General features: G+C 63.6%; 6 protein-coding genes. 1 reads left to right on the top strand and 5 read right to left on the bottom strand.

Translation table 11 applies throughout. From position 1 onward, the window contains the following. The 5 genes from QCE62_RS34830 to QCE62_RS34810 form a co-directional block, all read right to left on the bottom strand. On the bottom strand, positions 1 to 402 hold a 402-nt coding region (locus QCE62_RS34830; RefSeq protein ID WP_309927952.1), incomplete at its 3' end, for a hypothetical protein. Positions 403 to 764: 362 nt separating this feature from the next. Continuing rightward, positions 765 to 1,232 (bottom strand): 6,7-dimethyl-8-ribityllumazine synthase, encoded by a 468-nt coding sequence (locus QCE62_RS34825; RefSeq protein WP_309927951.1) that lies wholly within the window; start codon positions 1,230 to 1,232, stop codon positions 765 to 767. Then, entirely contained in the window at positions 1,229 to 2,389 is a 1,161-nt protein-coding gene (locus tag QCE62_RS34820; protein WP_309927949.1) for an iron-containing alcohol dehydrogenase, read from the bottom strand. The genes QCE62_RS34825 and QCE62_RS34820 overlap by 4 nt, the downstream gene beginning before the upstream one ends. A gap of 9 nt (positions 2,390 to 2,398) precedes the next feature. Further along, positions 2,399 to 2,908 carry a flavin reductase family protein gene (locus tag QCE62_RS34815; RefSeq protein ID WP_309927947.1) on the bottom strand — a complete coding sequence of 170 codons (510 nt, stop codon included), beginning with the start codon at positions 2,906 to 2,908 and terminating at the stop codon, positions 2,399 to 2,401. A gap of 157 nt (positions 2,909 to 3,065) precedes the next feature. Continuing rightward, positions 3,066 to 4,034, bottom strand: a complete 969-nt coding sequence (locus QCE62_RS34810; protein ID WP_309927946.1) for a LysR family transcriptional regulator — start codon at positions 4,032 to 4,034, stop codon at positions 3,066 to 3,068. 158 nt (positions 4,035 to 4,192) lie between these two features. On the opposite strand from QCE62_RS34810, the gene QCE62_RS34805 reads away from it, so the two are divergent. Next, on the top strand, positions 4,193 to 5,032 hold an 840-nt coding region (locus QCE62_RS34805; protein WP_309927944.1), incomplete at its 3' end, for an acyclic terpene utilization AtuA family protein.

Genomic DNA, 5,032 nt, shown 5'->3' with positions numbered 1-5,032 from the left:
CGGCGCGCCCCCGCCGCCCGACCCGACGTGGCCACCCAAGGCATCGCTCACCTTGCGCTGCAGCGCGTTCGCCGCTTTCAGCGCGTCCATGCCGCCTTTGACGACGTCATTGTTCATGACGGTATCGACGGCGCACAAGCCCGACTGGACCAGATCGCTTTGCATCACATCGGCGATCTGCTGTTCGTGGGCCTGCACGAACGTGCCGACCTGCTCCTCGACGAAGCTGAACACGATGCTGCCCATGACCGCCAGCGCCGCATTCGCGTACTCGCGCAAGTCCAGCACGACGCCCACGTGCGGGTGCGGCAGCGGAACAGGCGCGGGCGACGGCGGGAGATTGACCCAATGCACGTCGATGCCGACCACCGGCGTCAGGTGGTTCACTGCCAGCATCGTCATGTCGCCTGCGTCCCCGTGCCTGCGTTATTGTTGTCGGCGTCGTGTGCGAGCGGCTGGACCAAGCATCCCGTTATTCTGTAACCCGGCATTCGACACGATGAGACCTCGACAATCGATATGAAACAGAACACGCGGATTGCGTATTCGACCGACTGTCAATGTATCCCCGCGAGTGCATGCGATATAACGCGACTTTTCCTAATTATTCGAAGTGCGCACGCAGTCAAGAACAGGTATCTGAATTGATTAATGCCTATGAGCATCATCAACCTGGATCACGCTGCACGTTCTCAATCCGTCATGCAAATAAAAAAGGCATCCGACTAAAAACCGGATGCCTTTGTCACTACTCAAGCGTGTGTTCAAACAAGAAGCGCCACACGCTCCAGCGTTTCGATACAAGCATTCGCCACTTCACGCCCCTTCACGCTCATATGATCGTGGAAGAAGCGCAGATGCTCTTCGCCTGCATGAAAGTGATGCGGCGTCAGCACGGCCGAGAACACCGGCGTGAGCGTGTCGAGTTGAACCTGCATCAGCCCGTTGATGACCGCCTGCGCAACAAACTCATGCCGGTAGATCCCGCCATCGACTACAAGCCCGGCTGCCACCACCGCATCGAAACCGCCGCGCGTGGCGAGCAGCTTCGCGTGCAGCGGCAGTTCGAACGCTCCGGGAACATCAAAGCACTCGACAGCGCTTGCAGCAAAACCCAATTCCGCGACGCGCGCAAGAAACGCATGCCGGCACTGATCGACGATCTCGCGATGCCAGCACGACTGCACAAACGCAATGCGCAAGGGTTTGACCGGTTGCGACGGCGCGTTCATAGCGCGGCCTTGTAGATGTCGAGCGCGGCGGCTTCCGTCATCTCGCGCGGATTGTTGATGAGCAGGCGCTGCTGCTTCATCGCGTCGGAGGCGAGCATCGGCAGATGCGATTCCTCCACGCCCACTTCACGCAGCGTGCGCGGAATGCCGGTCTCGTTGACGAGCGTCTGCATCGCCTGGACGAAGGCTTCGGTCTTCGCCTCGGCGCTGTCGCCAGCCGCCGCGCAGCCGAGCACGTCCGCGAGTTCCGCATAGAGCGCGGCAGCGGCGGACGCGTTGTAGCGCAGCACGTGCATCAGCACGAGCGCATTCGACAGTCCATGCGGCACGTGAAAGTGTCCGCCGAGCGGATAGGCGAGCGCATGCACCGCGGCGACGGGCGCATTCGAGAACGCCTGGCCGGCGAGCGTCGCGCCGAGTAGCATGGCTTCGCGCGCGGCGCGGTCCTTGCCGTCGCGGCAAGCCGGCAGCAGGTTCGCATACAGCAGGCGCAGCGCTTCCTTGGCGAGCATGTCGGACAGCGGGTTCTTCAGACGCGCCGACGTGTAAGCCTCGATCGCATGCACCATGGCATCGATGCCGGTCGCGGCGGTCGCCTGCGGCGGCAGGCCGAGCGTGAGTTCGGCGTCAAGCAGCGCGATGTCCGGATACAGAATCGGCGAGACGACGCCGCTCTTGGTGGTCGCGCCCGTCGTGACGATGGAGATGGCCGTGACTTCGGAGCCGGTGCCCGCCGTGGTCGGAATCAGCACGAGCGGCAGACGCGGGCCTTCCACGTTGCCGACGCCATACATCTTGTCGAGCGGCTGTTCGCTCGCGCACAGCACGGCGATCAGCTTGGCGACGTCCATCGACGAACCGCCGCCGAGCCCCAGCACGATCTGCGCGCCGCTGGCTTTCGCGCGCGTGGCGGCGTCGAGCACGACGTGATCGGGCGGATCGGCGACGACGTCATCGATCACGGTGACGTCCCAGCCCTGGGTCGAGAGGTCGTCGAGTGCGGGCGCGATCAGGCCGCTCTGATTGAGGAAGCGGTCGGTCACGAGCACGACGCGGCTTTCGTTGCGATAGCGCTCGCGCAGCAGCGCGCCGAGCCGCCGGGCGCTGCCGTATTCGACGATGAGCGAGGGAACCGTGGTGAAACTGAATGCGTTCATGCGATGCGCTCAGGAAAGAGAGTCTTCGGTTTCAAGTTCGAGGTTGCGAAAACCCCGGTTGTAGTAGACGAGCGGCGTGGCTTCGCACAGCTCGACTTCCTGGATCTCGCCGATCAGCACCGTATGATCGCCGGCTTCGTGCACGTCGCGCGCGACGCACACGAGCGAGGCCATCGAGCCCGGCAGCACCGGCGGATGCGGATTGTCTTCGGTGCCATAGCGGAAGCCGTGCGGGGCGAACTTGTCGACGCCCTTGCGCGCGAAGTGCATCGCGATGTCCTTCTGATCCTGCGAGAGGATGTTGATCGCGTAACGCTGCGCGGTGACGAAGGCCGCGTGCGAATCCGCCTTGTTGGCGATGCACACCAGCACGAGCGGCGGGTCCATCGATACGGACGAGAACGAGCTGGCGGTGAAGCCCCAGTGGCGGCCGGCTTCGTCGGTCGTCGACACGATGGTGACGCCGCTCGGAAAAGCCGACAGTGCGTCGCGGAAGGTCTGATTGTTCTTGAGCGTCATGAAAGTCTCCGGAATGAGATGAGCGCATGGCATCTGCACTTCATGATCCCAGTCTAGAGTCACGCGTCCCGCAGAACAATTTCGATGTCGCGATGGATTGATCGATAAAACGGATAGATGAGCGCGCTGATAAGTGGCAAGCGCTCGCATCATGGCGTCAGGCCTGCGCCGCGTCGCTGGTCAGCGTCGCGCCGAAGTTCACCTGCAAATGCCGCACGAAGCTCAGCGCGGCGGCGCTCAGGTCCGCATCGCGCGAACGCAGAATGCCGAAGCTGCGCATCAGCTTGACGTCGGTGACCTGAAGCGTGGCGCGAGTGTCGCGCGCGTAGCGCTGCGCCATCGAGCGCGGCAGGAAGGTGGCTCCCAGACCCGCGTCCACCATGCCGAGCAGCGTGCTCAGGTTGGCGGCGTGGTGCATCGGCCGCAGCGCAAGACCGCGTTTCGCGAACTCGTCGGCGAGCCGCTCGCGCAGGATCGAATAGCGGTCCAGCAGCATCAGCGGCACTTGCGCGAGCTGCTCCAGCGTCACTTCGCCAGCGGGCGCGAGCGCATGCGAGGTCGGCACCACGACCAGCATGTCCTCTTCCGTGAGCGCTTCGAAACTCAGCTTGCTCGAATCGTTATCGAATGCGACGACCGCGAGATCCGCCTCGCTGCTCTCGATCCGCGCGACCACGTCTTCATATTGCAGGTCGCGCAACTGGATCTGCACGTCCGGATAGCGCTGGCAAAAGGAATGGATCAGCGAGGGCAGCATGACGGCCGAGATCATCGGCGTGGCGGCGACGACTACGCGCAGCCGCGCTGCTTCGGCATCGGCCTGGAATTCGGTCAGCAGCTTGCGCAGGTCGCGCAGCGCGGCTTCCGCGTGCTCGCGCAAGCGCTTGCCGGCGGCGGTCGGCTCCACGTGACGCGTGGTGCGCACGAGCAGCCGGGTTTTCAAGGTCGATTCGAGCCGCTGCACGCGGGCCGTCACGGAAGGCTGGGAGATATGCAGACGCCTGGCGGCGGCGCTGAAGCTGCCCAGTTCCACCACCGCAAGAAAAGTCTCCAGTTCGACGAGGTCGAAACGCATCGTGACCGGCGCCGCGGCATGCGCGGCTTCGTCCGGCTTGTCGGACGTCATGGCCCAAGGTCTCCGGGTTTTATCAGGAATGTCTATGAGTCTATCTCATAAAGCAAATAGTGTCGTGGCGTGGGCCTCGACATAATCGGTTCATACGACTGCGCCTCTTGCGTCATGCCGAAGCATGCGGCGCTCCGAAGGAATCGCAAGGAGACTTCATGAAGGACGAAATCAGGATCCTGACGCCGAACGGCATCCTGGGCTACGGCATCCCGGCGGCCGACTTCTGGCGCGGCATCGATCAACAGCCCGACGCGATGATCGTCGATGGCGGTTCTACCGACCCCGGTCCTTATCTGCTCGGCCTGCCGAAGACACTGGTGACGCGTGAAGCGTATCTGCGCGATCTGTCGCTGATGCTCGACGCCTGCGCCACGCGCAAGGTGCCGATCTATATCAGCTCGGCGGGCGGCCCCGGCATTCGCGCGCATGTGGATTTCATGGTCGATGTGATCGAAGAGATCGCGAAGCGCGAAGGCTATCGCTTCAAGATCGCCAAGATCTATTCGGATGTGGACCCCTCGTATGTCCGCGATGCGATGGGCGAAGGCCGCGTCACGCCGTGCGCATCGGCGCCGGAGTTGCAGGTGTCGGATGTGGGCGCGTCGTCGCATATCGTCGCGCAGATGGGCGCTGAGCCGTTTGCGAAAGCCCTGCGCGAGCATCCCGATCTGGACATCATCGTGGCCGGCCGTGCCTACGATCCGGCGCCGTTCGCGGGGCTGTGCATGCTGCACGGAATCGAGCCGGGCATCTACTGGCACATGGGCAAGATCGTCGAGTGCGGGGCGAACTGCGCAGAGCCCAAGGGCAAGGTGATTCTGGCGACGATCCGCCGCGACAGCTTCGACCTCGAACCGATGAACCCGCGCGAGCGCTGCACGCCCGCTTCGGTGGCAGCGCACACGCTGTACGAGAAGACGCGTCCGGATTTGCTGACGGGCCCGGGCGGCGTGCTGGACCTGCGCGAGGCGACCTACGAACAGCTCACGGAGCGG

Source organism: Caballeronia sp. LZ033 (assembly GCF_031451265.1).
In the GTDB taxonomy this organism is placed as follows: domain Bacteria; phylum Pseudomonadota; class Gammaproteobacteria; order Burkholderiales; family Burkholderiaceae; genus Caballeronia.
Note: the sequence above shows the minus strand (reverse complement) of the source record. Positions and strands in the feature narration are given on the sequence as shown.

Bases quoted from the DNA above. Each gene is read 5' to 3' on its own strand.
- QCE62_RS34825 (WP_309927951.1), bottom strand. From the start codon at position 1,232: ATGAACGCGCCGTCGCAACCGGTCAAACCCTTGCGCATTGCGTTTGTG.
- QCE62_RS34820 (WP_309927949.1), bottom strand. From the start codon at position 2,389: ATGAACGCATTCAGTTTCACCACGGTTCCCTCGCTCATCGTCGAATAC.
- QCE62_RS34815 (WP_309927947.1), bottom strand. From the start codon at position 2,908: ATGACGCTCAAGAACAATCAGACCTTCCGCGACGCACTGTCGGCTTTT.
- QCE62_RS34810 (WP_309927946.1), bottom strand. From the start codon at position 4,034: ATGACGTCCGACAAGCCGGACGAAGCCGCGCATGCCGCGGCGCCGGTC.